Genomic DNA, 23,056 nt, shown 5'->3' with positions numbered 1-23,056 from the left:
CACTCCTTGTTTTTAGGCAATAAAAAAACGCCCACTAAAGAGTGAACGTTAACTATCGCTATTTACTTTTATTTTTACTTTAACAATACCGAATGTTGTTCTCCGGCTGCACCAGGTTCCAACGCAGTAGCAACTATAACATCAGTAGCGGCGGCAATAGGAACTAATTTTCCGGTTGCGTCATTGGTCAAGTTGGCAGGCAACGTTACCGTCGCACCGTACACCGCACGACTAATGCCGTCGGTCATTACTTTAATTGGTCTGCTTGCTAAATCACCATACTGGATAATACCAACGCCACCAGCCGCGGCAGTTGTTTGCGTAACAACTAATCCAGAAGAATTAATAGCACCGACTAAAAAATCGCTGGACGATAAATCTGCACCAGCGTTTAAACTTATAGAAATGCCTTCAATTTCAGTAGCCATCTAATTACTCACCTTCCTTTTCGTATTCGGCATACAATTTTGGATTTTCTCGCAAAGCTTTAGCAAAAGCCTGTTCTTTCGTGCATTTATCTCTTGCTTGAATCTCCTGCGCTTTGGCTTCAATTTGTTTAGTAATATCATTATCTCCTTCACCGTCAGCACCTAATTCGGCAAATAATTTTCCTGCGGCAATCTGCTCATTAGCGGCGGCTAAAACAGATTCAATTTTTGCATAACCTTCTGGGTCGGTTTCCGACAAGCTTTTAAGTACCGGGCCAATTTCCTCGGCTTTAATTCCAATTTTGTCAAAGCTAGCGGCCTTTTGAATAAACTCTTTTGTTTTGGCTTCATCAGAAGCTGATTTTATCTGTTCTTGCAGTTTATCATTCTGCTGTTTCAACTCGATATTACTTTTTTCCAGTGCTTCAAAACGTTGTTTAAATTCATCAGACATTGTAGCCTGGACTGTTCCTTCATCTTTTAGTGGCATCTTGCCATCATCTCCTTTGGTTGTAGAGCTTGTGTTTAGGTCTTTAGGTTCGTTGTCGGGGTTAAACAAACTTTTCAAAAATCCTAAAGCTTTTTCTTGAAAGGTAGGTTCTTCAAGCATCTTTAATAATTCACCCCCCTTCAAAGCAAGAGGCTTATCATTTGTGCTGCTAAACAAAGACTGGATTTTGTCAACAGGAACGTTTTTAAACGCTTTTGCGTCAAATGACACGCCATTACAAATAAAATTATCACCAGCGATTGAAGCTGAAATATTAACGGCTTTTTCAATTTCATCACAAAGCCCTAAATCTTTAGCTTCCTGTGCTGTCAGCCATGTTTCAGCATCCAGTAGTTCTTTCAGCTTTTCATCCGAAAGCCCAGTTTTTTCACGGTAAATAGCCATAGAACTTTCGCCAATTTTATCTAAGTCACCCGCCATCTTTCTAAAATCATTTGCATTGCCAGCCATTCGACTCCACGGGTTATGAATCATTAGCATTGTATTACTCGGCATTACCATTTTATTGCAAGCACAAACGACAACAGAGGCCATACTAGCCGCTAGACCATCGACATATGCAACTGTCTCGGCATTACAACGCTTAATCATTGATGCAATAGCATGACCAGCGAAAACATCACCACCGGGACTATTGACGTAAATATTTAGTGTTTCAATGTTTCCCAAAGCGTCCAAATCGGCTTTGAAGCTTTTTGGTGTTACTGTATCACTCCACCAACTAGATCCGCTTGCAATTTCTCCATATAAATATAATTCGCCAACGCTTTTGCTTTTTGCACTGGCTTTAAATTCCCAGAACTTAGTATCTTTAGGCATTACCATTCTCCTTTCATGGATCGTTTTTCGTTTTGGTATTATCATCCGCATATTGTAACTGTGGATCTGATGAATCTTGCTGTTTTGCTTTCCTCGCTGCCAAACCATTCTTAATTTGTTCTTCTGTCATTCCGGGCAAATGAAGTATTTTGGTCAATACATGATTAACTAATGCCACATTTGGGTCTTCGGGAGTACCCATTAATGGAGCACCGGCAGCAGAGAAGTTATTTAAGAACTGACCTAATACGCCAACATCAATAGAATCAATATTTTCGTGAACTAATTTAGGCAATCCGGTTAGTCCAGTAAATGAATTAAGCTTAAACAACATCGGAACTGCCTTGTTATTCAGCGTTTCGCATATCGTGTCTAAAATAGAGCCGATTGCTGCTGAGAACATCTTCGTTTTATCAACTGACAAGGCCATAGAACCGTCACCAGTTTGCCCAAGAAAAATAAAATCGGCTAACACTGTCATTGCAATGCGCCGATCATAACGTTCAATTATTTTGCTTGTATCGAATTGGCGGCGGCTGCTAGATGATACTAATTCAAACGAATAGCCAGTTTTTTTACCTTCTGGTGTATCTTCAGCAGGAAAAACAACTCCCTCGTTAGAATCACGTCGAATACTTGTTACCAATTGTTTATAAGACTGCAATGCCTTCTTTTCGTCTTCACTAGCATTAGCATCAAGCATTTGTGGCGGAACTTTTACGACCGGCAAACCTGCTAAGTCACGCTCAATGCCGATAGCTTCAATTTCTTCCATACGCTTTTTGAAATAGTAAGAACGCCACGCATTACGAAGAATTGAACGGCCTTCAGGGTTATTCTTAGGCGAACGTGTTCTAAACAGCACCGACTTACTAAACGGAATAAACCGTCTTTTATAATCAGGCGGCGAGTTCTGCCACATGCCTAGCAGATCGTTATTCGGTGCAAATTCCCATTCTAAGAAAGTTTCTTGCGCTCTAAGAGCTATTTTGCGAAATCCTATGCGCCCATCGTTGAATTTACTTTGTGTTGTCGGATCGCCAGTATCGCCCATGCGCTTTTTAAATACTATTTCATGATAGGCCCAACCAAATGGGAGCATAGACAGCGCATCACATATCAATTCGTGAAATGTCATTTCCATATCCTCAAACAGGCATTCTTTTAAGAATTGTGCCGCATGGGTGTCTGCTTCTTCGTCGCTTGCTGCTTCTGTATTCCAAGGAGCCTGTCTAATGAGCATTTCAATAGCAAATAAAAATGCGCCAACAATAGCATCATTGTCGCGCATCTCTTTATACCGTTTTACACCATTTAAGCCACGCAAATCCTTAAGCCATTCTTCATCAGTCCAACCAGAAAATCTCTGCAAGCCTGAAATACCGACTTCTGCCATTGGAGTAACGGGTCTATTAACTTCCGTATCTGTTTCTGCCATGTTCTTCCTCCTTTCTTACGCCGTCCAGTAGGATTCTTTTTCGATGGACAAGGGAGAAACGATGTGAATTTTAGCCCCTGTTTGTAATTCAGTAAATGAGTCACTGCTAGAATCTACTCTATCATCATGTGAACCTTCTGGGAAAGCTTCCATTTCGGTAAAATATGCCCCGTTCCACGGTCCTGCCAGAACAAGGACGTTCCCGGCCTGCCATTGCGAACTAAATGGTTCTGCTCGCGTTATTTTATCTCCGGTCATACGTTCGGCTTTAACAACAAATCCAGATAAAAGAGCAATATATGACTGTGCTTGCTCTTTTCCTGCTTGCGCCGGGTCTTGTGGCAAATGAATGTTTACTTTCCCATATTTGGTATTATCTTTTATTGCTGTTGCATGTATTTTTGTACGAACATCAGATGATTGCCATTGGCCCCACACGTTATCAAGTACAATGTATCTTCCGTCTTCTAACAAGCCCATTAAAACTCCGCTTGTGGCATCAGGAGAAGGGTTCTTAGGAGTTGGTATAGTTGCCGCCAAATCCCATGCCCTAACTACTTTTACCAAATTACAAGGAATACTAGGCACCACCTGAACTTGATCTTTTCTGAAATATAATCCGCTTGACGGCTTTATCTTCCAGTTACCATATAACAAACGGCCTTTTTGCACTGTATTTTGAGCGTTCAAATTAGCTTCATATTGTGGATTTTTTTCCATCATAATTTTATTGTCATATACACTTGATGCTATAAACGTAAATGATTTAATTATTTCTTTTTTAACCCCATATTGTTCAACTAATTCCTGCTTTGAATTAGCCCATTTAAAATCATCATCTAAAACAATAAAATATCGTATTTTATTTGACCGTTCTTTAATTGGAAAACCATTTTCATCAATATACCATTCAATTAATCTTGCCACGAAACTATCGGCATCAGGGTTACAAGTTGCAATAATTCGGTTTTTTACACCGCTATTGCTTCTATTTCTACTCATCATATACATAAACTGGCTACGTTCAAAGTGGCATAATTCATCGAACGCTATAACTGCAATCTGTGAACCATCCCAATCATGAACATTATCCTCATATTGTAAATGGGCAAATGTAACTTTTGCCCTTGAGGGAAATTTAATTGTTGCCCTTGGAGATTGTACACCAATGCCACCTTTAAGACGGTAAAGGTTTGTAGCTTCATCCCAAAGACCGCCTTCACCAAATATTTGAGTTGACGTTCTACGAAAGATAACAGCACCATAGCGGGGATTATCTATGTCTTTTAAACAAGATAATAGTAAGGCATACGACTTGCCACCGCCTGCCGCCCCGCCATATATAGTAATATCAGCCGTAGAATTTAAAAAATCGGTTTGCGGCCCGGGTTGCGGTTGAAATGCTTTATTTGATTCTTTTACCTTTACTTCTTTTTCAAGTAAGGCAATATATTCGTCCATTAATTCTGATTGTGTAGGCACAATATCACCAACTTTTTTCAACAAAAAAACACTCGCTAGGAGTACGGTATTATCTACAGGAGTTAAATCTATTCGATTGAAAACTCATAGCATCTTTCATAATGTCTTTCTCCATCTGCTCAATCTGTTCTTTACTGAGATACGGATTAAATTTCAGTTCAACAGAAGGCGAGTCAATTTCATCCTTTTCCCCTACGCTCAACTGTTCTTCAATATCGCACAGTACATCATGGCCGACAAAAGCCTCGTCTGAGCCAATTGGATATTCGGCTCTTGTGATAATTTCATGCAGAGTAGCGGCATCACATTCGCTTAGTTCGAGGATAATAGTTTTGCACATACGTGTTCACGCTCCAATATTCATATTAAGGCATAAAAAATAGCCGCCCTTATCGGCAGCTTCGCAGACTTTCTATAATGTAATTATAACAGGCATTTAAGCCGTTTTGTTCGGTAAAACTTCTGTTTTTTGTCGGTTATTTATCTGCATATCTTCTTTTTGCTCTCCAAAATTCCTCCATGGCAATAAATCACGGTATTTTTTCACTACTGCATTTTTCAAACCATAAAATTTGTCTTTTTCAATGTGCATATACACTTTTACTTCAGTCATTGTATTCTGTTCAAAGAAATATAACTTACAAAACTCTTTCAAATCAGCTTTTAAGCTGTCGTATATAATCTCGATAGCTCTTGCACGTTTCATGTTGAGGGTAGGCTCATTTCGACGCTCTACAAGGTTAAGAGTCTGGTCCGTTACGTCTGTCCCGTGTGGCATACCATCATAACTGGCTGTTCCTTTTGCGAATAAATCTTTCAAGTCCTCTTTATCAAGTTGGGCCATAGCTCTATATGTATAATACTTTTTGATGATTGTCTCAACAGTATTATTAATTTCGTCGTTTGTATAGGTCATCGAATCACGCTCCTATTATTTTTGGACATAAAAATAGCCAACACTCAAATTGAATGTTGACTTGAATTAATCTTTGTTTGGTTTAAACAAATTAACCAAAAACGGAAATATTTTTTCAACCGGACTTTTACCATATGAATTAATCTTTTCTTGTGATGATCCATATCCAGTATATTGTAATTGACCATTTTCATCAAAATAATCATTGTTAGAAATAAATTTTATCATCCTTCTACTGCCTCAATCGTTATGCAGACACGCTTTCCTGCAAACCTGCTATAATCACCATCTGCCATTTTTAAAGTAACATTGGACCCGCAATCACCATTAATCTCTATATCGTTTAGTGTAGAACAAAATCGATTAGTCCTAATTTTAACGCTGTGTACAAACATTTCATTCTGTAACTTTTTCAAAAAAACTTCCCCCTTCTCATACGATTCAAAGAATACCTAGCGCGGAGTTGACCGCTTCTAGCACCTCTATGCGGCGGATTCTTTACGCCTAGCATATTGAAGATTACCAACCAAAATATTGCCGCGAAGAATACTAATACTAGCATAATAGTCATCTCCTCATAGATTCATTTTAGAATAAACCTTTTCGTTAAGCTCATCTTGTGTAATGCCTATATAACGCATTGTAATAGCCTGTGACGAATGATTAAAGCAACTTTGCAAATATCCTATGTCTACACCTCTACGCCACGCATGATAGCCAAAACTTTTTCTAAGAGTGTGAGTACCTATATTTTCAGTAATTCCCACCCAGTCAGCCGCCTTATTAAGAATCCGCCATGCTTGAACTTTTGATATTGGCTTGCTGTTTCCTTTAGCACTAGGGAAAAGCGTCCCTGTGGTTAACCCCGCGGCTGTCAAGTAATGATTGATAGCTTCTTTACATGTATCAGATAAAGCAAACTGTTTCACTTTACTCGTTTTTTGTTCTCGAATAGTTACTATGCCGTCTTGAACATCTTCAACGGTTAATTTTAATAGGTCAGATATACGAAGCCCCGAATTAATACCAAGTACAAACATAAGATAATCACGCTCGTTGTGTTCGAGAAGATATTCTTTCATATCATTGAGCTGTTTCAAGTCTCGAATCGGTTCTACTGTAATACAACTATTTTTAGCTGCTCCCATTATCATAACCTCTTTTATATGTAATCTTTCTATACTCATTATTACATATAAAGATTAGTAATGCAAGGAAATATATTAATTATTAACAATTATTTTTTAAATATTCTCTACAATGGTACAGCAAATTAAACAAAATAAAATTTCCAGCGTACGCAGCCGGAATAAAGTTAATATTCAATCCGTACCTTGCGGTATAGGTGGAAAGCGTAGCTATGTAGCTCTTAGGCTCGTACTTTGACCTGTAGTTATGTTTGATAATATCATCATATCCGCCAGATTCAATCATGAGCAACATCCTGCAGCCGTGTGATCGTATTAATTCAGATTCGAAACGCAGACGATCAGCGGTAAGATTGTTTGCCAGTTCATCCAATGAATTTTTCCGCTCAATCGCTATCGTGTCAGTAAAATATGTGTCACGCATAATGCCTAAGTCGGAATTAACCGGAAGCATAGCCGTGTAATCACCGTAATCTAGTTTGCGACTAATATGCGGGACTTTATGTTTGTCTAAGTAGTCAGTAATATGCTGATTTTGATTTTCACGAGTGTCTATGATGATTGTTATGGACGATAGTAGGCTTTTAAGCTCGGTTTCTGTGTAGTGATATCTCATTTTCCTTTTTCCTCTCTGTATTTGATACTAACAGGCGGTTTATAGGCACAATTATTAAATACCTTGGCATCGTTTATATCACGCATATTTTTACCGAAATGAACAACATTCGAATTAAGCATAAAATGGCAAGAACAACCTATTCCGCGGTTAACTTTAGCAATCATGCCCTTTTCACAAAGCCGATCAAGGATAGATTCAATATGTTTCCTGTCAGTAGCAAGCAGTTTTGCTATTCCGCTGCACGATAGGTTCTGACGTGTTTCAGGGTGGACAATGTAAGGGCTTTGCCAATCCAAAAAAGAAAGTAGGCTCATAAATAAGCCTACTTCAGTAAAATTCAACTTTTTCTTTTTTATAATGTCTTGCCAGTTTGTAGCATACACCTTGTAAAAATGTGCTTGTTTGCCTTGCGGTGGCCTTGCATATTCGCCATTTTTAGTTTGTTTCCAGTGCTGATTTATTATCTCGCCTGTTTCGCTATCTGTAATAGTTACAAATTCTTTATTGCCGGACCTTTCGCTGCTAACAAATACATTTGTTTGCTTTACGTTTTGCGTGTTATCACCTTCTAATTGATAATAATACGATGTAATTGATAAAAACCTGGGGGGATATGACCCCAACACCTGGGGGGATATGACCCCAGGTCTAAAATGGCAATCAGACTATATTTCATAAGGATTCAAATGCAATTAGTCGCAAATTTATTTCTTAATCTTTTGTTCAGTTTCTTTTTTGTTTAAATTATGCTATCTTCAATTACCTCTATTGAAACACGAACTGTTTTACCATCAATTTGCTTCATGATGAACAACAAATTGTCAAAATATCCATCGCTACCTAAAATAAAGCAACTTTCATCAGTAGTCCTTACTCTGCCTTCAAGTGTTTTTTCACTCATGATGGAGCTCCTTTGTACTGTAAATTTGCTTCACGTATAGAGAAATATTTATAATTTTTTTGAAGTAGCAAACCTATGACCAAATTGTAATTTTTGGGAAAACGGTGGGGCGGGTTGCACGTAAGATATTGTTATAGTCTAGGTGAGTGAGGGATAGCAGCGATAAAGGGACTCCTACTGCCCCACAATTTTTGACGGGGCGGGGTATAGCTAAACGGCACCATCCGCCAATAAATATAGCTATATCTGCACGCCAAATCAGGCTCTACATTGCACATACGTAATCTAATATGTAAAAGATTACATTATAAATGCAGTAATATCAACGTTTGTTAAACATCATTATCAATTATATCTGAAAGTCCGCCACACACACACAAATTAAGGCTCTACACTTACATCTATTGCCAATTGAGACTGTAGTTCTTTGATACGTTTTAGCCTGTCATCGTCGCTCATTTCTTCAACTTTGGCAGTAACATCTATTTGTTTGCGGTCAATGAGCATGCCCGCTGCTTTCATATACAATTCTAACGCGCGTGTCTTATCGTGGAAGCGCGTTTCTTTTTCGACGATCTCACCGCCATCCTTCGTGGGTGTTACTTTTACTTTAACCGATTGCACTGCCGCTAGATCATCTTCACTTGCATCCGGGTTTATCCCTCCATCAGCCATTAGTACTCTTGCAGGGTTTGCTCTTCCAATTCTGCCCAATTCTCTAATCGCTGTATCTGCGTTCATACCGCTTCTCTTTCGCCTTTCAGCAAGTGCAACTTGAATGTGAGCGTTAACGTCTGGGCGCGCATATACTCTGCATCCAAGGCTATCGGCATTGGCTACACTGTACCCTGCTCTGATGGCAGCATCCTTCTTGTCTAGATCTATGATGTATTCCTCAACAAACCGTGCTTCTCGGTCGCTTATCTGTGGTAGATTATCGCGACTATACTCTTGATATATCAATGCTGGGTTAGTGTCCTCTAATTGCTTAGTAACGATTGGTACTAATAACTCTGTAGGTCTTGTCACGTCTAGCTTCACAGGCTCTTGCTGTATATCGCTTTGCATATCAATATCGCTACCTTGTATTGTATCTGCATTATCATTGCCGTTTTGCATTACATCTGCATTATCTAATTTAGTCCAGTGCCTAGTTCGCCAACTATTTACACATGCTTTGCTTACCTTATACTTTTTAGCAATATCATCATATGTAAATTGTCCGGTCTTATAATCTTCATATGCCTTTTCCCAATCTTTTTTTACTGCCATATTATCACCTGCTTACCATTTGTTTTAATACAGAAAACACTTTCTTAATTGGGCTTTCACCATTTTGCGGCAAAGACTTAATCAATCTGTCTGTTCGCCCTAAATTCATGTTTAAATATTGTTCATACGTCATCCCGCATCTGCATGTTAATGTACGAGGATCAAATTTATGAAAGACATGAATAGTATCGTTACTTAATGGCTTATCTGTCATAACATATTCACCTACTACCTTATATTTTTATCCGCCTTAAACTCATCTATCGTCTGGCAAACATATTGAAAGACTCTCTCCTCTGCTTCATCGCGCTCTTTATCTCTCAATGCGTGTTTGATAATGTACACACTTCTAAGGTTAAAGCAAAACACTATGCCTTTGCTCATCTTCTCGCCTACCTTTCAAAAATAATAAAAGCGCCCCAAAAGGACGCTAAAATAACAATATATCTATGAATAAATACTTTACGTTTAATCTATAATATGGTATAATGTAATTAATCCAAAGGAAAGGAGTGATTGAATGAGTGGATGATAAGACAGGGTTGATCATTCTAGGAATTGTTGGGGCAATCTTAGGAATAATCAAGATGATTCTTGAAATACTTAAGAACGTTCTAGAAATCCTAGAAAAACTAAAAGCCCACCCAAAACGCCAGCCGGTCAAGCATAAGCGTAGAGGATGAGCCACAGGGGAGGAAAACCTCCCCAACCCTAATATTATTATACCGCATCATTCGAAAATTATGAAATACTTTTCAGAAATTTGTTTTTGGATTGTTGCTATCGTATGGCTATTTAACAGACAGTCATTATCCGGTGATACCTTACAATCAATTACTGATATTGCTTTAAGTTTAGCTGCTTTATTGACTCTTTATAGATATTGGAGGCAATACAATGCCAAAAGGCGGTAAACGTGAAGGTGCTGGCAGACCGTCCGGCACTCTTCGCCCATCCGGGAAAAAGGCCCGTAACTTCCGGCTAACCGACGAAGAATACGAAAAAGTTAAAGAACTCATTAAACAGCTCAGGGCTACAGCAAAGTAGCTCTATTTTTCTGCACAAAAAAACTGCCCTTAATTGGACGGTCCTTTTATTCCCCGGCCTACTGCTGGGGCTTTTTCTTTTTTGCGTAATGCTTATTATATACCAATGATTGTTTACCTTGCTCACACTCTACAACTTCCAGAATATCAACTTTCCTTGCTTCCAAAAATGGATTATCTCCACAAATTATTGTGCCGTTAATATCGGAATTTGCCTTGTATACTAGGCTTGATTTACTCTTAACGTACCTTAGACGATCCCGCAAACAAAGTGAATTAACATATAATTGCTCAACCAAACTTTTAACATTATCAGGCGAAGTTCTGTAATTAACTATAGCAGCAATATCATTTTCTACTTTGGCATGATCCCCTATCCATTTCCATTTAATCAGCCATGCAATCATACATTTATTCTCCTTTTCGCTTCCAAACTATTTCATAGCCTAATACGTCTGCAATTCTCAGCACTTTCCAAAAAGGTATAGTCCCCTGTCTCAATTGTCTAGATAGAGAGATAGGCGTATCCGAAGAATCATATGTCTCTTTCAATCTTTTAGCCGTGTCAGATGCATTTGAGCCTGCCCCGGCTATTTCTCTTTTAATGCTATTCTCTACTTGTTCAATTTCGTTTTGTGGTATTGGTTCTGTTCTTGGCATCTCATCACCTCAACCACATTATAAATGTTTTATACATCTTTGTAAATATTTTATCCAAAAATGCATTAAAACCGCTTGACTATTAATACATCTTAGTATAAAATAGAATCATAGAAGATAAACAAGCGGAGGCGGTAAAGATGAAAAATAATACTCACGACTTAAAACGTTTTATTGAAATGATAGTTGAAATAGCACAAGATAAATGCATTTGCTTATCAGAAGAAGATAAAAACACAATTAGAAATTCTGCTAAACTTCTTGCAGAGTGACGGGTGACAAGCCCGGTAATGCTGGCAGGCAGACGGTTACAACCACCGACAGCCAGACCGACAATATAAGGAGGTTTTTAATAATGAAAAACTTTAAACTGGAATTAATCGATAAAACCATAAATCTTTATCAATTGCCATTAACAGAAACTAGAGATGTTTTACAGTGCTCATTTGATGGTTCTAAATGGGCAACAAGTGCAGTCGAAAAGGTTAAAAAATCAACTGATTACCAGGACGCTTTCAACAACCTTTTAGCAATTGCAAGAGATACAAACAGATTACCAGATTCCGCATTTCAAGCAGGCTAAACACCTGCCCTGTAAAGCTGCCAGCGACGGTCTAAAGCCCGTGAATAAAAGCTGATAGCAGGGAGGTTTTAATAATGAGGTTAGACACAAAAGAAAAACGTCAAGCAGCGCGCAAATTGTATATTGATATGTGTAAAGGTGCAACCGTCAACGAACACAAAGACGCTAACTGCGTAATTGTTACTTATGAGGTAAGCAATAAGCCGTATCTTATGATTTTCGACGGAACAGCAGGCAAGCCGTCCAGTCATTACTACTATCGTAGCTTTGAATCACGGCAGGCTGCTATTGAAAAGCATCTTGAATCGCAGAGGTCCAGACTTGCCTATAAAGCTGAACAAAAAGCCAAAAATAAAGGCCAGCTTACAGGCGCAGCGGCAACAGCTAAAGCTATTCGCACTAAACTTAAAGAGGTTTTCCCAGAGGTTAAATTCTTCGTTACTTCTGAAAACTTTGCAGGCGGCGACAGCGTTCATATTTCATGGATTGACGGCCCCGTCACCGAATTAGTAGACCGCATTGTCGGACAATATGAGCAAGGCCATTTTAACGGTATGGAGGATATTTACGAATATCGCCATTTAGACACTGAAAAATTAGGCTGTCCAGGTGCTAAATATATAATGACAAGTCGTGAACAATCAGAAGAACGTAAAACAGAATTGCAGGCTCATTGTCGAAATAGATTCAATCAGTCAATTGAAGAAGCGTTTCAACAAAACTATGAAAACACTTGGTATTACGAAAATCGTTTCCCGGAATGTTGGGAACAAAAATACCAAGATATGAAAGCTGCTAATGATGAAGCAGATCGGGCAGCATATGCCAAGCAAGAGGAAGAACGCCGCGCAAAATATGAAGCTGAACACCAAGAGGAATTGCAAGAGATTTCCACTGTTGCAGAGGTTTTGCCAGAAGTCAATGAGGTTTCAGAGGTTTCAAGTAAAGAAATAACAGAGGTTCAGCAGGAAGAAAAACGCCCACTTAACTCCTACGAACAAAAACTTGAAAATAGGCGGCAAAGGTATTTAGAATTTGCCGCAAACAAGAGGTCTGAAAGCAAGGCCGCATATAATCAAGCCCATAAAATGGCAGAGGTCATTCCATTCGGTCAACCTATTTTAGTCGGGCATCATTCTGAACGGTCTGACCGTAATTACCGCAATAAAATCAGCAATAAATACGAAAAGTCTTTCAAACTGTCTGACACAGCAAACTATTACGAACAAAAAGCCGCTTCTGTTGGTACTGGCGGCATATCCTCTGATGACCCAGACGCAATCATAAAGTTAAAGGCTCAACTCGAACAGGCAGAAAAAGCACAAGAAACTATGAAAGCCGTTAATAAAGCCATTCGCAAAAATGATGATAACGAACTGTATAAACTCGGATATACTGATTCGCAAATTGCAAAACTAAAAATGCCTGATTCTTTAGGCCGTGTCGGATTCGCTAATTACGCATTAACCAATAACAATGCCAATATTCACAGGATTAAACAGCGTATAGAGGTATTAGAACGTAATGCAAACAAGCAGCCTGTAGAGGTTGAATATGACAGGTATACCTACAAAGAGGACGACAACCGCTGCCAGTTTATCTTTGACGGTAAACCAGCCGACAATATTAGGGAGGTTTTGAAACATAATTCTTTTAAATGGTCCCCTAGCCGCAGCGCATGGGTTCGCCAGCTAACAGGTAACGGCAAATATGCCGCCCGTCGTGTCATGGAACAATTAAAAGGTATTGGCTGACCGTTTCGGCGGTTGGCTCTTCCCTACCAAGGAGGTTTTCACTATGAAATTCACCTATCATGCAGAACAGCGAAGGCTGCCAAATAAGGTGGCCTTTTTTATTTCATCAATATCCCATCCTGCCGCTTAGACTTATATCTATGCCTAACCCTGTCGCATAGCGGATTAACGCCATCCTTCATTATCTCTTTCATATCTTCGTTAGGCCACGGCTCTGCATTATTGCAATAGAGGTAATTTATAGAGGTATTTGTTGAATCTTGAGGCGAGGTATTAGCAGAGGCCGTAGAGGTATTTAGTGAGGCATCAGCCACTTTTACTGAGGTTTCAGCTAAACCGCATTTTTGGCAATCGTTGTGCTTGCATTTTCGGTTGTTGCATTTTACTGGCATTTTAAACATCTCCTTTCGTATATAGTAAAAGCCCCGCCGTTTAAGCGAGGCTTAATTTGTTTTATGAGATTAAAAAAGAGCCTTTCGGCTCTTTGATTTCGCAATTAACTTTGTCAAGTTTGCGCTTTTATTAGTTCTGCAGTTACTTTAGCAGCAAAATCTGTCAATACATCCAACCCTTGTTCCAAAAATGATTTGCGTACAACCTCAATTTTTTCTTTACCTGATAGGTTTGAGTTAATACCTAGTTTTTCTTCAACATATGAAATGCCTTTTGAAGTTAACATGGCACCAAAAAGTGTCGCTTCAGGTTGATCATAGGTTCCTATGCACCTTGTTACATCAGCACCATTTATCAATTCTTCATTAAGCAATTTTTCTATTGCTACAGCAAAAATTTCTTCTTGCAACCCCAAGTTCTCGGGGGTTATATTTTCATCCATATTAGGTAGGTCTTTTTGATACTCTACATACATTGCAATTAATACCTTTTGCTTAGTATCGAATTCCACAAGTATTCACTCCCTTTTACCATTTTTATACACAATTCGCTAAAAGGAAACAATTTCCTGCAAAATAAAAGCCTACTCGTTATAAGCAAACTCGTTTGTTTTATGGCATAGAAAAAGCGCCCCGCAGGACGCTAGATATCATTTTTTTTATTTGATCCAATTGTGTTTATAATACTTTTTTCTAATATCTTCAAATTTATTTATTATATTAATTATAGCCTTTTTATCAGGAGCATTAATTACATTCTTTAAACAATTTGACATTGTTTCCTTATCATTGCTGTTGGCATTCTCACAATACGATCGATATATAGCTATAGAATATGCTACAGCAGTTTTTACCTCTTCAATACCAACATCTGAAAATACATCTGTATTCGCAAGTTGAGCCGGATCACCCCATCTCCCAACCATTTCATTCTTACCGACACTAAATGCTTGGCGTATAAACAATTCGTAAGTCGTATTATTATCAATACTATTATTCATTCTAACTACCGCCCTCCACCATTCTATAAAACACTTCAACAAGAAGGTCGTTGGATTTAATTTTCTTCTGTAATTTTTACATTCGAAAATAAAGATTTATTATCAAATAAATCTATATCTTTTAATGCAGTTTTGATATTTTCTATTGTCAAATTACTTGAATTAGTATCATTTTTGATTAAGTATGGTACTTCCATGTGCAAAATATCACCATCAGATAAAGGTTCGCGTGGATCACTATCTTGTTCAACACTAGTTGCAATTTGTTTACTAATTAATCTTTTATTTACCTCTCCATAAAGTTCCATCGAATTAATGTGAAAGCCTCGTCCTTTTTGATCATACCGTAACATAAATTTTATCTTTTTCAAGTAAAGCATCTCCCTTTCCCATTTTCTAACATACTTCGGCAAAAGGGAACAATTTCCTGCAAATAAATTAAAGCCCTGCTGTTTTATCAGCAAGGCTAAATTTTTATCGGCGGCAATTATCAGTACCACAGGGTAAAAGTCTAACACGCTAATGCCGCCTGTTGGCTCATATAGAGCGATCTGCGCTTTCGGCTTAAACCATTCCGGCTGTGTAGTTTATAGTCACTCGCGGACCCCGCCACCGTCTAGCCTCAATTCCTTATTTTTCAAACATCATTATTCATCGTTACTGATAATTTCCGTTTTTAGTTTTTAGGAATCTCGCAATCTGACGGATTCATTTTGCATATCGCCCCATTATCTAACACTAGAAAAACCAGATATAGTTTTAATCACCCGCGATATACCTTGCTGCTCCCTGCCTGTCCGTACATGCCGTAGCATTGTAGCAGCTTACCTTTGATTGTCCCGCCCTGGTCCGCATCGTCGAGAGGCTTGACGGATTCTGTTTGAATTTGGTTGTGGGTTAGGATTTTCACCTAACATAAATGGATGGAATCGAACCACCGACACGAGCGTTTCGCGCCCTGCTCTACCTGGCTGAGCTACATTCTGGATTAGACTTATGTTGACTACATTTGCAACTGCATTCAACTGCAATTTAGCGTCTACCTATTCCGCCACCACAACCATGTACTTGCCCCCGAATAGTTCTCCGCAAAGTACAGTCGCGCCCAAACCGCTTTTAATGAGGTGCTACTCACAACACAGCGCGTCCTACATAAGTAACTGCCTCTCGGTCAATTTCTTACATTATCAGTATAATCCTGAAATCTTGCTAATTGGTCAATGACTATTTAAAAATGTTTCCTCTTAGCAATATTTCATATCTTGCTATGTTGGCAGTATAAACAATTTTGTTCATCCACGCTGTCATAGCTTGCTTGGTTGGCGGATTAATCTCTCTACCATAGCGATAACAGAACCATTCAACATACCGCGGCTGTACATAGTCAACCCAGCCAATGGGTCCCGGCTTATTTCTATTTTTCAATTGATGTGCTGCATCACGCCGTAGCTCAACATACTTTCTGCTTTTCTCTGATAGAGTTTGTTCCATAAGCTCAACTGCCATAATCCAAGTTTTACTCCACTCAATATCTATTAAACCACTTGCCTTATTTGCCGCTGGATTGCCTGTGCTTGTCCCGTGAGGCATACCATCGTTAACTACTGCCGCCAATTCGCTAAACGCCGCACATTGCTCAATATATGACTGTTTTAGATCATAAAAGTTTAAGATCCACTTTAATGCCTCTCGGTTCTGCTTTTTTATATCAATGACTGGTGTCGTAAATCATCCCTCCCCTTTATATCGTTATCCCTTCATTACTCCCAAAGGCTGTAATTTTACCAAAGGTTTAACTAAATCGGATTCATTCCGAATTACTTCTTCAATGTTTTTATAAGCTAATGGACATTCCGATAAATCTAAACCGCCTTTTCTGTTCTTGTTCCATCTGCCAAACACAACGCCATCAATCGACTTATTAGCTTCTTCCTCTGTAAATGTTTTATCTGCTTCAGACCTGCTCATTTTACGCCCCGCGCCATGAGAAGCAGACATAAACGATTCTTTATTACCTAGCCCTTCAACAATATACGAAGGCGTTCCCATCGAGCCGGGAATAATTCCTTTTTCGCCTTCACGCATCCGAATTGCACCTTTACGATGCACCCAAACATTTTTACCAAAATGATTTTCAAGAGCGGCATAATTATGATGAATATTGATATGACTTTCTTCACCATGTCCGGTAACATCATTAAAAATTTCAACAAGCTTATTCATCATATGTCCACGATTGGCATAAGCAAATTCAAGGCAGAAATTCATAGCAGTTAAATATTCTGTAGCAGACATTGATGAAGCAGGTAAAAAAGCCAATTGCCATTCTTTTGGCACCGTAGAATAATATTCAGCATTATGATCTTGAGCTATTTTATTATATAAATCGCATACCTTTTTCCCTAAATTTCTGCTACCGCTATGAATCATGAGCCAAATATGATCATCGTCGCCTTTTTGGATCTCAATAAAATGATTTCCCCCGCCTAATGTTCCTAATTGATATTTCATATTTTCAAACTCTTGTTTGATGATAGGAATATTTAACGGCGCATTATCAAATACACTGCTTTCTTGTGGATTTTGATGATGTTTAAACCCGACAGGTATAACTTCTCTTGCCTTACCAATAATCTGTTTAATTTGTTCCTCTGTAATTTTTGTAGCAGTAGTCTTAACGGCTACCATCCCGCAACCAATATCCACACCTACGGCATTTGGAATTATCACATCATTTGTTGCCAACACTCCACCTATAGGCATGCCATAACCGCAATGGCAATCAGGCATCAATGCAATATGATGATAAGCAAAAGGTAAGTTTGATAAGTTCTCGACTTGTTTAAATGCCGATTCTTCTATTTCGTTAGCCCACGTTTTAACAGGCAATAATCCATTTTTGTATGATCTCATTTTTAATCTCCCCTTTTGTGCGTTATATTGTTATATCGTCGTTACGTGACAATTCCATCACAATTATAAGTTTTCACGTTAATCCTCCCCCTCTTTCCAATCGTCGCAGACTTGGTCTTTTCTGCCAATCAAGCACCTGCCAAATCCGCAATTATCGCATGACTTTGCTATAAAAGCTGGCTCACACGGACCACAATGTCTATAGCATTCAAACTTTGTCTTATGATGGGCACACAGTTTACAATCCTTGCCTACATAATGGTTGGGCGGCTTATCGTAATAATTTCGCCCGTTCGTGCTGTTCTTCAGCTTCATTTCAGCAACATATTTATCTAATTCTTTTTGCTCAACTCCCAATATGGCCAGTAGCGTAAAACACGATTGAATCACGTCCAAGATTTCAAGAATTAATTTATGCTTTGACTCTGATCTGGCAGCATGTACAACTTCAGCAACTTCAGCAACTTCTTCGGCAACATGAAATATTTGCTCTTTCAATGTATTAGTTATGTATTTCCAGCATGGCTCCATTGTTATATTCATTTGTTGTCCTCCGTAATATTTTCAATAAAACATTTGACTCTTTTATAACAATCCGCTTGTATTGTTAAAAATATATCGTGTTTGCTATCATCCCCGTTTAAATCAGAGTAATTTAAATCTTCCATTGTCTTAACATATTTATAAATTTGTTTAACTTGTTCATTCATTTGCTGTCCTCCAATACCACGCGCCTATTCCAAGCTTTAATAGCCTGCTCTTTAGTTTGATAATATCCACTAGACGCTCCGCAACCTCCTTTATTAATGTTGCAAACTACCGTATAATACGCTGATTTACATTCCTCAAAGTTATTACACGCTTCCGTCCCTTTACAATCATCAAATTCAATATTTTTACCCCCACAAAAAGGGCAACTAAGTTTTATATTATTGATCATTTTCCGTCCTCCAATTCTTTTAGTAAATGCGCTATTTTAACTGTTGCAGGATAAATCAAACAATCATGACACCATCCTCTTGTATTTTTAGGTATAACTAAACTTAAATTGCAACCGTTACATACTTCATTTTCTAATGCTTTATAAGATAAAATTAATACTTCTTTCACAACCTCAACCACTTTTTGTTGCTGTTCGATTAAATCAGCTATTTCGTTTTTCCTTGACCAAATTTGACATGATGCACTATTTCCACGTAACAGTTTTATTGCCTCTTCAACTTTCATTTATTTTTCACCCCGATACTTTGTAAGGGCTTCTTTCGCCCTGTCAAAATCACTGCGCCATATTTTCTTTTGTTCTTTTCCCCAAGGATTAACTAAAACCGTGTAATCGTCACAAAATTTTTGAATTAGCTGGTATTCGGCAAATGGCTTCAACGCTTCCACCAGCCCCTGCACCCGTTCTACTGCTTCTGCTGGCGTGGTGTCCAATGCTTTTACCATTTCTGCCGCAATAGCATCTCTTCTGCTGGCAAATTTCAATTTATCTTCAAGTTTTCCGCCATACTGAGCCGCCATTTCAGACATGCACATTAGATCATTGTACTTTTCTAACGCCCCACGCATCACAGCAACCTGCTCTAATAAATCATGTTTATATGGGGGCCTTTCAACTGCAGCATCAGCAAGTTGACTATTAGTTTGTTTAAGATCAGCAACCTGTGCTTGTAATTCTTCAACCTGCGTTTTTAATTGCTTATTTTCTGCAATTATGCCACTGTAAATGGGTGATTTAGAAAACTCCATAAACTGTCGCCGCGCTTCGTCACGCTCTCTATATAGGCGTAATACATCATCACAAGCAACTTTAACAATTCTATTCGCTTCATCGCGCTCGTACTCCGCCACTTCCAGCTTTTTAACCAGTACCAAATTAGTCTCTTTCTGGCTATCAATGACCTGTTGTAATTCAGTATTTTCTTTTTCTGCCGCTTCCAACTTGGCGCGAAGGACCGATACTTCTGTATCATGTGCTGTTTTGCATTCTAGACATTTTCGAAGTATCATTCCTGCAAGTATTGAATTCACCCTATTCAGCCCCTTTCCAAAATATCTGTTTAATTCTTGCCCATAAGCTTTTATTTTGATATTTAGACAATATCTGATATATGGCAATTGTATTAGCTTGACAATTTGGCAACGGGTCAGTAATCCAGCCTTCGCCTAATAAATGCTTAGCTAATATATTTAGGCCCTCTTGGGCATCTGTTGGTTTAGGAAAAATATTATCTTCATAGCTTTTTATTATAGAAAATTCTTTTGCTGTCATTTATCACTAAGCCCCTTTCTTGCACACAGCATGCTCTTTGCCGCTTAATTCATCTTTGATAACAATAAATCTTTTTGATTTTAAACCATCGGCTGTTAATAGGCATCGTTCTTCTATGAATAAGCCAAGATGATTATTTAAACATGCCTGTGCAATAGCATATAAAATTGTATTTAATTCGTCCTCTATTACGCTCACTTTATCCATTTTCTTTCACATCTTGGGTAATCAATTTTATATATTCATCATCTGGAATTTCTTCAAGAATTATCGTATGTTCGCCATAATAAAACGTCTGATTAACGTTTAATTTATCTATTTCCTTCGTAAGATTAGCCCATTGTTTATTTGCTAATGGATCGTCATCATTAAGCAAATTTGCATTAGGTACTATAAAACTAGCCACTTTATATCTATGGGGATAGATAAATACAACTTTATCGCCTTTTAAAACGGCATATATTTTCACTTGCTATTCAGCCCCTTTCATTTGCCAATTAGCATATCTTTTATGGATAACATTACAGCCACAACAATCTTCATGAAAACCATCACAAACACCATACTCGCAATTTAAACAGTTCTTCATAGCCTCAATCTGTTTGCGAAGTTTGGCGTTTTCATCTTTTAAAATTTCGCGTTCTACCTCAATATCTTCTATGCACTCACTCACCGTCAGCACCTTCCTTGATATCATCAGTATTCATATTACGAAGTTTCTCTTCTATTTCTACTAACGTATAACCATTGAACAACCATTTCATGTTTTCTTTGTTGTCAAAACATAGCCAATACCAAGCCCCACCGTCATATCCTTTATCTCTTTCAAGCCAAACTCCATATTTCTTCTCAATTGCTTTTTTACTCACCGTCAGCACCTTCCTTTGGCGGTTCTGGTAGTGGGACATTCGGCAACAAAGACCAATGAGTTATTATATTTTTTATTGGCCTACAACCTCTGCCGTGTGCATTAGGCTCATACCACTTGTCAATTGAATCTGGGTTAAACCAAGTTTTTGTACATCCAAATTCCTCACGCCAACTATTAATTTGTTCCTGCGTTAAATCGTTAAAATTGGCAGGATTAATTGCCGCTAAAAACCATCCACATTTTTTAGGCGGATCCCCCACCGGTATCCACCGCATCAGTTCGCCGCTTTCTGCTAAAGCAAGAAGTTCTTTTGTTGCTTGATCATCTGAGCACGCTGTGTTAATACAACTCCCCTTGAAATATCCATCACTAATAGGGAGCAATTTCACAACTTTTACGACTTGCAGTTCACCAGTCCGTATCCGGTCAAGTACGCTCATCACTATTCCTCCTCTACATAAATAATTAGCCACCTTTTCTTTTTGTCTCAACCAAAGCCCTCGCAATATGTTCTATCGCCCTTTCAAGCATAATGTCCTTCAAATCATTACTATCCAAACAATCATCAAACGGACAAAAATGCAAATGAAGTAATTCATGCACTAAAACCATTTCCATATCGTAAGGATAATAATCATTAACATAATCAACTGGATCAAGCAATTTAATAATGGATAGCGCAGTTGATAGCGTACATCTGCAAGAGCCTAGATTACCAGACATATCTGCATCCGATTGCCTAACGATACTTAACACAACATCCCAATGTTGAAGTCTTAATCTTTCTTGCCACTTGCGGCAAAGATCGCGCAGTTGGTCTAATGTAAGAATATTCATCGTCATTACTGCCTCGCCTCAATCTCCGCTAACCGCTCCTTAGTGATCATTTGCCTTTCTCCTCCGGTTCCTGCTGTAGTGCTTGTTGCCTAAATATTTTAGTTTCGCACTCATCACAAAACGCAGGATTCACAGGCTGCCCCATACATGTACAATCACGACCATCACAACAATACTGCGGCTCATAATCATCTTCAACTTCTATTTCTTTTCCACATGCTATACAATTCCAAGACTTCATGATTGCTCACACTCCTTCCCCAAATATTCTTCGTATTCATCAACATCAAAGCAATTTTTATAAGCTGTTAAATCTTCACCGTTGCCGTCAATAATATCGTCGATATCAATGCAAATGTATGTATCCCTCATGGTTACTTCAAAACCGCTCTCATCAAAATGGCTTGTACCAACTACTTTAACAAAGTCTGTTAAATCATCGAAATCAACAATAACAAACGCTTTGACTTCTCCATGATCACGGTAAAAATGGCATTCGTGAGATTTTAGAAACTCGTATAATTCAACATCTACGGTCATGATTGCTCACCTGCCACTATCTCTTTTTTCAAAATATCTGCAAACATTGGCATAATTGTTTTTGCAAAAGTCATTGCCTCACCGGGATATTCCTTTACACAATCAAATACTTCCCAGGCATCCGGGCAAAGGTCGCTAATTCCATCACTTTCTATAAATTTGGTATAAGTATAATCAGCAGACATTCCTTCGTCTAAATCATTAATAACGTCAAACGCATCTCTTGCTTGTTGTTTCGTGATTTCGCATTCTTTACGCCACTCGATGATTTCCTTTTTCCATTTGGCCACTGTTTTGTCAAAATTAAAATAAGTTTTATCCGATACCTTATTAAGCAAGTACCAATAATCCCGCTCAAGTTCAATTAGAAAGTGCTTGAATGTTTTTCTGCCATGATTAGGCCAACTATAAGCATAATCACCGTAGCTACTATGACAGTTAAATAATCCGCCGTTTTCATCAATCGTGAATATTGCCCATTCACCGCGATTAAATCTTATATCGTATCGCTCACAAGTTGATTTTTTAAACTGATAATCTGGTAACTTTCCTGATTCGTTCACCTTAACCCCTCCAGCATAATATTTCATTGATGGATATCCTTGTGTTCCGTCAAATATCTCAAAGCATCTTCTGCAGCCTTTTTCAACTTC

General features: G+C 38.3%; 42 protein-coding genes and 1 tRNA gene. 5 read left to right on the top strand and 38 right to left on the bottom strand.

The genetic code is table 11. The features are described from left to right. Positions 1 to 74: 74 nt before the first annotated feature. The 14 genes from Ga0466249_RS11110 to Ga0466249_RS11045 form a co-directional block, all read right to left on the bottom strand. Positions 75 to 428 (bottom strand): hypothetical protein, encoded by a 354-nt coding sequence (locus Ga0466249_RS11110; RefSeq protein ID WP_215829535.1) that lies wholly within the window; start codon positions 426 to 428, stop codon positions 75 to 77. Between the two features lie 4 nt (positions 429 to 432). Further along, positions 433 to 1,758: a head maturation protease, ClpP-related gene (locus tag Ga0466249_RS11105; protein ID WP_215829534.1), complete on the bottom strand. Its 1,326-nt coding sequence runs from the start codon at positions 1,756 to 1,758 to the stop codon at positions 433 to 435. 13 nt (positions 1,759 to 1,771) lie between these two features. Further along, the gene (locus tag Ga0466249_RS11100) at positions 1,772 to 3,196 is read right to left on the bottom strand and encodes a phage portal protein family protein (protein WP_215829533.1); all 1,425 of its coding nucleotides are present in this window, start codon (positions 3,194 to 3,196) and stop codon (positions 1,772 to 1,774) included. 15 nt (positions 3,197 to 3,211) lie between these two features. Continuing rightward, the gene (terL, locus tag Ga0466249_RS11095; RefSeq protein WP_246588644.1) at positions 3,212 to 4,699 is read right to left on the bottom strand and encodes a phage terminase large subunit; all 1,488 of its coding nucleotides are present in this window, start codon (positions 4,697 to 4,699) and stop codon (positions 3,212 to 3,214) included. Positions 4,700 to 4,727: 28 nt separating this feature from the next. Then, entirely contained in the window at positions 4,728 to 5,018 is a 291-nt protein-coding gene (locus Ga0466249_RS11090; RefSeq protein ID WP_215829532.1) for a hypothetical protein, read from the bottom strand. A gap of 96 nt (positions 5,019 to 5,114) precedes the next feature. After that, positions 5,115 to 5,594 carry a hypothetical protein gene (locus tag Ga0466249_RS11085; protein WP_215829531.1) on the bottom strand — a complete coding sequence of 160 codons (480 nt, stop codon included), beginning with the start codon at positions 5,592 to 5,594 and terminating at the stop codon, positions 5,115 to 5,117. Positions 5,595 to 5,660: 66 nt separating this feature from the next. After that, the gene (locus Ga0466249_RS11080) at positions 5,661 to 5,822 is read right to left on the bottom strand and encodes a hypothetical protein (RefSeq protein ID WP_215829530.1); all 162 of its coding nucleotides are present in this window, start codon (positions 5,820 to 5,822) and stop codon (positions 5,661 to 5,663) included. Then, positions 5,819 to 6,010: a hypothetical protein gene (locus Ga0466249_RS11075; protein WP_215829529.1), complete on the bottom strand. Its 192-nt coding sequence runs from the start codon at positions 6,008 to 6,010 to the stop codon at positions 5,819 to 5,821. Before Ga0466249_RS11075 ends, Ga0466249_RS11080 begins: the two co-directional genes overlap by 4 nt. 159 nt (positions 6,011 to 6,169) lie before the next feature. Continuing rightward, positions 6,170 to 6,742 (bottom strand): site-specific integrase, encoded by a 573-nt coding sequence (locus Ga0466249_RS11070; RefSeq protein ID WP_215829528.1) that lies wholly within the window; start codon positions 6,740 to 6,742, stop codon positions 6,170 to 6,172. An 82-nt stretch (positions 6,743 to 6,824) separates the two neighbouring features. Next, positions 6,825 to 7,358: an ERCC4 domain-containing protein gene (locus Ga0466249_RS11065; protein ID WP_215829527.1), complete on the bottom strand. Its 534-nt coding sequence runs from the start codon at positions 7,356 to 7,358 to the stop codon at positions 6,825 to 6,827. After that, positions 7,355 to 7,987, bottom strand: a complete 633-nt coding sequence (locus Ga0466249_RS11060) for a hypothetical protein (protein WP_215829526.1) — start codon at positions 7,985 to 7,987, stop codon at positions 7,355 to 7,357. Before Ga0466249_RS11060 ends, Ga0466249_RS11065 begins: the two co-directional genes overlap by 4 nt. A gap of 113 nt (positions 7,988 to 8,100) precedes the next feature. Continuing rightward, positions 8,101 to 8,262 carry a hypothetical protein gene (locus tag Ga0466249_RS11055; protein WP_215829525.1) on the bottom strand — a complete coding sequence of 54 codons (162 nt, stop codon included), beginning with the start codon at positions 8,260 to 8,262 and terminating at the stop codon, positions 8,101 to 8,103. 381 nt (positions 8,263 to 8,643) lie between these two features. Continuing rightward, positions 8,644 to 9,534 carry a terminase small subunit gene (locus Ga0466249_RS11050; RefSeq protein ID WP_215829524.1) on the bottom strand — a complete coding sequence of 297 codons (891 nt, stop codon included), beginning with the start codon at positions 9,532 to 9,534 and terminating at the stop codon, positions 8,644 to 8,646. A 4-nt stretch (positions 9,535 to 9,538) separates the two neighbouring features. Then, positions 9,539 to 9,748 (bottom strand): hypothetical protein, encoded by a 210-nt coding sequence (locus Ga0466249_RS11045; protein ID WP_215829523.1) that lies wholly within the window; start codon positions 9,746 to 9,748, stop codon positions 9,539 to 9,541. A 310-nt stretch (positions 9,749 to 10,058) separates the two neighbouring features. Between Ga0466249_RS11045 and Ga0466249_RS11040 the strand changes: the two genes are divergently transcribed. Together Ga0466249_RS11040 and Ga0466249_RS11035 are read left to right on the top strand one after the other, a co-directional pair. Continuing rightward, entirely contained in the window at positions 10,059 to 10,217 is a 159-nt protein-coding gene (locus Ga0466249_RS11040; protein WP_215829522.1) for a hypothetical protein, read from the top strand. 214 nt (positions 10,218 to 10,431) lie between these two features. Further along, positions 10,432 to 10,581, top strand: a complete 150-nt coding sequence (locus Ga0466249_RS11035) for a hypothetical protein (protein WP_215829521.1) — start codon at positions 10,432 to 10,434, stop codon at positions 10,579 to 10,581. Between the two features lie 58 nt (positions 10,582 to 10,639). On the opposite strand, the gene Ga0466249_RS11030 is transcribed toward Ga0466249_RS11035, so the two are convergent. Both Ga0466249_RS11030 and Ga0466249_RS11025 read right to left on the bottom strand, forming a co-directional pair. After that, a complete protein-coding gene (locus tag Ga0466249_RS11030) occupies positions 10,640 to 10,987 on the bottom strand; it encodes a hypothetical protein (protein WP_215829520.1) in 348 nt (115 codons plus the stop codon). Between the two features lie 4 nt (positions 10,988 to 10,991). Continuing rightward, positions 10,992 to 11,240 carry a hypothetical protein gene (locus Ga0466249_RS11025; protein ID WP_215829519.1) on the bottom strand — a complete coding sequence of 83 codons (249 nt, stop codon included), beginning with the start codon at positions 11,238 to 11,240 and terminating at the stop codon, positions 10,992 to 10,994. A gap of 140 nt (positions 11,241 to 11,380) precedes the next feature. Between Ga0466249_RS11025 and Ga0466249_RS27180 the strand changes: the two genes are divergently transcribed. The 3 genes from Ga0466249_RS27180 (at position 11,381) to Ga0466249_RS11015 (ending at position 13,577) form a co-directional block, all read left to right on the top strand. Beyond that, positions 11,381 to 11,512: a hypothetical protein gene (locus Ga0466249_RS27180; RefSeq protein ID WP_281422634.1), complete on the top strand. Its 132-nt coding sequence runs from the start codon at positions 11,381 to 11,383 to the stop codon at positions 11,510 to 11,512. Positions 11,513 to 11,595: 83 nt separating this feature from the next. After that, positions 11,596 to 11,823, top strand: coding sequence for a hypothetical protein (locus Ga0466249_RS11020; RefSeq protein WP_215829518.1), 228 nt, complete (start codon positions 11,596 to 11,598; stop codon positions 11,821 to 11,823). A gap of 74 nt (positions 11,824 to 11,897) precedes the next feature. Further along, complete coding sequence (locus Ga0466249_RS11015; protein ID WP_215829517.1) at positions 11,898 to 13,577, top strand: DUF3560 domain-containing protein; 1,680 nt, start codon at positions 11,898 to 11,900, stop codon at positions 13,575 to 13,577. A 98-nt stretch (positions 13,578 to 13,675) separates the two neighbouring features. Here the strand turns inward: Ga0466249_RS11015 and Ga0466249_RS11010 are convergent, their stop codons facing one another. From Ga0466249_RS11010 to Ga0466249_RS10905, 22 genes are all read right to left on the bottom strand, one after another. After that, positions 13,676 to 13,969, bottom strand: coding sequence for a hypothetical protein (locus Ga0466249_RS11010; RefSeq protein WP_215829516.1), 294 nt, complete (start codon positions 13,967 to 13,969; stop codon positions 13,676 to 13,678). 113 nt (positions 13,970 to 14,082) lie between these two features. Continuing rightward, on the bottom strand, positions 14,083 to 14,481 hold the full coding sequence (locus Ga0466249_RS11005; RefSeq protein ID WP_215829515.1) for a YjcQ family protein: 399 nt from the start codon (positions 14,479 to 14,481) through the stop codon (positions 14,083 to 14,085). A gap of 147 nt (positions 14,482 to 14,628) precedes the next feature. Next, positions 14,629 to 14,970, bottom strand: coding sequence for a hypothetical protein (locus Ga0466249_RS11000; protein WP_215829514.1), 342 nt, complete (start codon positions 14,968 to 14,970; stop codon positions 14,629 to 14,631). Between the two features lie 56 nt (positions 14,971 to 15,026). Further along, entirely contained in the window at positions 15,027 to 15,488 is a 462-nt protein-coding gene (locus tag Ga0466249_RS10995; RefSeq protein WP_215829513.1) for a hypothetical protein, read from the bottom strand. Positions 15,489 to 15,883: 395 nt separating this feature from the next. After that, positions 15,884 to 15,956: transfer RNA gene (locus Ga0466249_RS10990), tRNA-Phe, on the bottom strand. Between the two features lie 238 nt (positions 15,957 to 16,194). Beyond that, positions 16,195 to 16,584 carry a hypothetical protein gene (locus tag Ga0466249_RS10985; RefSeq protein WP_215829512.1) on the bottom strand — a complete coding sequence of 130 codons (390 nt, stop codon included), beginning with the start codon at positions 16,582 to 16,584 and terminating at the stop codon, positions 16,195 to 16,197. A 135-nt stretch (positions 16,585 to 16,719) separates the two neighbouring features. Continuing rightward, the gene (locus Ga0466249_RS10980) at positions 16,720 to 17,883 is read right to left on the bottom strand and encodes an RtcB family protein (RefSeq protein ID WP_215829511.1); all 1,164 of its coding nucleotides are present in this window, start codon (positions 17,881 to 17,883) and stop codon (positions 16,720 to 16,722) included. A gap of 78 nt (positions 17,884 to 17,961) precedes the next feature. Further along, on the bottom strand, positions 17,962 to 18,426 hold the full coding sequence (locus Ga0466249_RS10975) for a hypothetical protein (RefSeq protein ID WP_215829510.1): 465 nt from the start codon (positions 18,424 to 18,426) through the stop codon (positions 17,962 to 17,964). After that, positions 18,423 to 18,593 (bottom strand): hypothetical protein, encoded by a 171-nt coding sequence (locus Ga0466249_RS10970; RefSeq protein ID WP_215829509.1) that lies wholly within the window; start codon positions 18,591 to 18,593, stop codon positions 18,423 to 18,425. The genes Ga0466249_RS10975 and Ga0466249_RS10970 overlap by 4 nt, the downstream gene beginning before the upstream one ends. Continuing rightward, complete coding sequence (locus tag Ga0466249_RS10965; RefSeq protein ID WP_215829508.1) at positions 18,590 to 18,823, bottom strand: Lar family restriction alleviation protein; 234 nt, start codon at positions 18,821 to 18,823, stop codon at positions 18,590 to 18,592. Before Ga0466249_RS10965 ends, Ga0466249_RS10970 begins: the two co-directional genes overlap by 4 nt. Further along, positions 18,820 to 19,110, bottom strand: coding sequence for a hypothetical protein (locus Ga0466249_RS10960; protein ID WP_215829507.1), 291 nt, complete (start codon positions 19,108 to 19,110; stop codon positions 18,820 to 18,822). Before Ga0466249_RS10960 ends, Ga0466249_RS10965 begins: the two co-directional genes overlap by 4 nt. Continuing rightward, complete coding sequence (locus Ga0466249_RS10955; protein ID WP_215829506.1) at positions 19,111 to 19,914, bottom strand: hypothetical protein; 804 nt, start codon at positions 19,912 to 19,914, stop codon at positions 19,111 to 19,113. It lies immediately after the preceding gene. A 1-nt stretch (position 19,915) separates the two neighbouring features. Beyond that, positions 19,916 to 20,155, bottom strand: a complete 240-nt coding sequence (locus Ga0466249_RS10950) for a hypothetical protein (RefSeq protein WP_215829505.1) — start codon at positions 20,153 to 20,155, stop codon at positions 19,916 to 19,918. 6 nt (positions 20,156 to 20,161) lie between these two features. Continuing rightward, entirely contained in the window at positions 20,162 to 20,362 is a 201-nt protein-coding gene (locus tag Ga0466249_RS10945; RefSeq protein ID WP_215829504.1) for a hypothetical protein, read from the bottom strand. Continuing rightward, positions 20,355 to 20,624, bottom strand: a complete 270-nt coding sequence (locus tag Ga0466249_RS10940; protein WP_215829503.1) for a hypothetical protein — start codon at positions 20,622 to 20,624, stop codon at positions 20,355 to 20,357. Before Ga0466249_RS10940 ends, Ga0466249_RS10945 begins: the two co-directional genes overlap by 8 nt. Before the next feature lie 3 nt (positions 20,625 to 20,627). Further along, entirely contained in the window at positions 20,628 to 20,828 is a 201-nt protein-coding gene (locus tag Ga0466249_RS10935) for a hypothetical protein (protein ID WP_215829502.1), read from the bottom strand. Then, positions 20,821 to 21,024 (bottom strand): hypothetical protein, encoded by a 204-nt coding sequence (locus Ga0466249_RS10930; RefSeq protein ID WP_215829501.1) that lies wholly within the window; start codon positions 21,022 to 21,024, stop codon positions 20,821 to 20,823. The genes Ga0466249_RS10935 and Ga0466249_RS10930 overlap by 8 nt, the downstream gene beginning before the upstream one ends. Then, positions 21,017 to 21,466: a hypothetical protein gene (locus Ga0466249_RS10925; RefSeq protein WP_215829500.1), complete on the bottom strand. Its 450-nt coding sequence runs from the start codon at positions 21,464 to 21,466 to the stop codon at positions 21,017 to 21,019. Before Ga0466249_RS10925 ends, Ga0466249_RS10930 begins: the two co-directional genes overlap by 8 nt. Positions 21,467 to 21,491: 25 nt before the next feature. Further along, entirely contained in the window at positions 21,492 to 21,869 is a 378-nt protein-coding gene (locus Ga0466249_RS10920; RefSeq protein ID WP_215829499.1) for a hypothetical protein, read from the bottom strand. 40 nt (positions 21,870 to 21,909) lie between these two features. Then, on the bottom strand, positions 21,910 to 22,104 hold the full coding sequence (locus Ga0466249_RS10915) for a hypothetical protein (RefSeq protein WP_215829498.1): 195 nt from the start codon (positions 22,102 to 22,104) through the stop codon (positions 21,910 to 21,912). After that, complete coding sequence (locus Ga0466249_RS10910; RefSeq protein WP_215829497.1) at positions 22,101 to 22,403, bottom strand: hypothetical protein; 303 nt, start codon at positions 22,401 to 22,403, stop codon at positions 22,101 to 22,103. The genes Ga0466249_RS10915 and Ga0466249_RS10910 overlap by 4 nt, the downstream gene beginning before the upstream one ends. Further along, positions 22,400 to 23,056: phiTE_072 family protein (locus tag Ga0466249_RS10905; RefSeq protein ID WP_215829496.1), on the bottom strand; the 657-nt coding region annotated here is incomplete at its 5' end. The genes Ga0466249_RS10910 and Ga0466249_RS10905, both read right to left, overlap by 4 nt.

This window comes from Pelorhabdus rhamnosifermentans (assembly GCF_018835585.1).
Classification (GTDB): Bacteria; Bacillota; Negativicutes; order UMGS1260; family UMGS1260; genus Pelorhabdus; species Pelorhabdus rhamnosifermentans.
The sequence above is the reverse complement of the archived record's forward strand: the minus strand, read 5'-3'. Positions and strand labels throughout refer to the sequence as shown.

Bases quoted from the DNA above. Each gene is read 5' to 3' on its own strand.
- Ga0466249_RS11105 (WP_215829534.1), bottom strand. From the start codon at position 1,758: ATGCCTAAAGATACTAAGTTCTGGGAATTTAAAGCCAGTGCAAAAAGC.
- Ga0466249_RS11085 (WP_215829531.1), bottom strand. From the start codon at position 5,594: ATGACCTATACAAACGACGAAATTAATAATACTGTTGAGACAATCATC.
- Ga0466249_RS11000 (WP_215829514.1), bottom strand. From the start codon at position 14,970: ATGAATAATAGTATTGATAATAATACGACTTACGAATTGTTTATACGC.
- Ga0466249_RS11015 (WP_215829517.1), top strand. From the start codon at position 11,898: ATGAGGTTAGACACAAAAGAAAAACGTCAAGCAGCGCGCAAATTGTAT.
- Ga0466249_RS11025 (WP_215829519.1), bottom strand. From the start codon at position 11,240: ATGCCAAGAACAGAACCAATACCACAAAACGAAATTGAACAAGTAGAG.
- Ga0466249_RS10970 (WP_215829509.1), bottom strand. From the start codon at position 18,593: ATGAATGAACAAGTTAAACAAATTTATAAATATGTTAAGACAATGGAA.
- Ga0466249_RS11100 (WP_215829533.1), bottom strand. From the start codon at position 3,196: ATGGCAGAAACAGATACGGAAGTTAATAGACCCGTTACTCCAATGGCA.
- Ga0466249_RS11080 (WP_215829530.1), bottom strand. From the start codon at position 5,822: ATGATAAAATTTATTTCTAACAATGATTATTTTGATGAAAATGGTCAA.
- Ga0466249_RS11010 (WP_215829516.1), bottom strand. From the start codon at position 13,969: ATGCCAGTAAAATGCAACAACCGAAAATGCAAGCACAACGATTGCCAA.
- Ga0466249_RS10945 (WP_215829504.1), bottom strand. From the start codon at position 20,362: ATGGATAAAGTGAGCGTAATAGAGGACGAATTAAATACAATTTTATAT.
- Ga0466249_RS10965 (WP_215829508.1), bottom strand. From the start codon at position 18,823: ATGATCAATAATATAAAACTTAGTTGCCCTTTTTGTGGGGGTAAAAAT.
- Ga0466249_RS10920 (WP_215829499.1), bottom strand. From the start codon at position 21,869: ATGACGATGAATATTCTTACATTAGACCAACTGCGCGATCTTTGCCGC.
- Ga0466249_RS11045 (WP_215829523.1), bottom strand. From the start codon at position 9,748: ATGACAGATAAGCCATTAAGTAACGATACTATTCATGTCTTTCATAAA.
- Ga0466249_RS11110 (WP_215829535.1), bottom strand. From the start codon at position 428: ATGGCTACTGAAATTGAAGGCATTTCTATAAGTTTAAACGCTGGTGCA.
- Ga0466249_RS10925 (WP_215829500.1), bottom strand. From the start codon at position 21,466: ATGAGCGTACTTGACCGGATACGGACTGGTGAACTGCAAGTCGTAAAA.
- Ga0466249_RS10960 (WP_215829507.1), bottom strand. From the start codon at position 19,110: ATGAAAGTTGAAGAGGCAATAAAACTGTTACGTGGAAATAGTGCATCA.
- Ga0466249_RS11070 (WP_215829528.1), bottom strand. From the start codon at position 6,742: ATGGGAGCAGCTAAAAATAGTTGTATTACAGTAGAACCGATTCGAGAC.
- Ga0466249_RS10975 (WP_215829510.1), bottom strand. From the start codon at position 18,426: ATGAATATAACAATGGAGCCATGCTGGAAATACATAACTAATACATTG.
- Ga0466249_RS11065 (WP_215829527.1), bottom strand. From the start codon at position 7,358: ATGAGATATCACTACACAGAAACCGAGCTTAAAAGCCTACTATCGTCC.
- Ga0466249_RS10915 (WP_215829498.1), bottom strand. From the start codon at position 22,104: ATGAAGTCTTGGAATTGTATAGCATGTGGAAAAGAAATAGAAGTTGAA.
- Ga0466249_RS11035 (WP_215829521.1), top strand. From the start codon at position 10,432: ATGCCAAAAGGCGGTAAACGTGAAGGTGCTGGCAGACCGTCCGGCACT.
- Ga0466249_RS10950 (WP_215829505.1), bottom strand. From the start codon at position 20,155: ATGACAGCAAAAGAATTTTCTATAATAAAAAGCTATGAAGATAATATT.
- Ga0466249_RS11030 (WP_215829520.1), bottom strand. From the start codon at position 10,987: ATGATTGCATGGCTGATTAAATGGAAATGGATAGGGGATCATGCCAAA.
- Ga0466249_RS11020 (WP_215829518.1), top strand. From the start codon at position 11,596: ATGAAAAACTTTAAACTGGAATTAATCGATAAAACCATAAATCTTTAT.
- Ga0466249_RS11090 (WP_215829532.1), bottom strand. From the start codon at position 5,018: ATGTGCAAAACTATTATCCTCGAACTAAGCGAATGTGATGCCGCTACT.
- Ga0466249_RS27180 (WP_281422634.1), top strand. From the start codon at position 11,381: ATGAAAAATAATACTCACGACTTAAAACGTTTTATTGAAATGATAGTT.
- Ga0466249_RS10910 (WP_215829497.1), bottom strand. From the start codon at position 22,403: ATGACCGTAGATGTTGAATTATACGAGTTTCTAAAATCTCACGAATGC.
- Ga0466249_RS10980 (WP_215829511.1), bottom strand. From the start codon at position 17,883: ATGAGATCATACAAAAATGGATTATTGCCTGTTAAAACGTGGGCTAAC.
- Ga0466249_RS11055 (WP_215829525.1), bottom strand. From the start codon at position 8,262: ATGAGTGAAAAAACACTTGAAGGCAGAGTAAGGACTACTGATGAAAGT.
- Ga0466249_RS11050 (WP_215829524.1), bottom strand. From the start codon at position 9,534: ATGGCAGTAAAAAAAGATTGGGAAAAGGCATATGAAGATTATAAGACC.